This is a genomic window from Onishia niordana (assembly GCF_004798965.1).
GTDB lineage: Bacteria > Pseudomonadota > Gammaproteobacteria > Pseudomonadales > Halomonadaceae > Onishia > Onishia niordana.
In genome coordinates this window covers 1-276 of the sequence record NZ_SDSD01000060.1, presented here as the reverse complement: position 1 = coordinate 276, position 276 = coordinate 1, and the positions used below count along the sequence as shown (strand labels likewise).

The following is a 276-nucleotide window of genomic DNA, read 5'->3' as shown; positions in this document are numbered from 1 at the left end:
TCAAATTGTAAGCGGAATTGGTTTTTTAGGAGCAGGACTGATCTTTGTTCACAATCAATCCGTTCGAGGTTTAACCACCGCTGCTGGCATTTGGGCAACTTCTGGTATTGGGATGGCTATTGGTTCTGGACTATATTTTATAGGTATTGTAGCTACTTTACTCATTTTACTTTTTCAAATTATTTTACATCAAAATTATCGGTGGATAAAAACAGCAACAAGCAATCATCTTATTGTTCAATTAGAAGATATTGAAGGTCTTCGCCTGTTGCAAAA

At 35.9% G+C, this 276-nt stretch carries 1 protein-coding gene; it reads left to right on the top strand.

The window, feature by feature from the left end; all coding sequences use genetic code 11:
• On the top strand, nucleotides 1–276 hold a 276-nt coding region (locus tag ETC27_RS17945; protein ID WP_205742774.1), incomplete at both ends, for an MgtC/SapB family protein.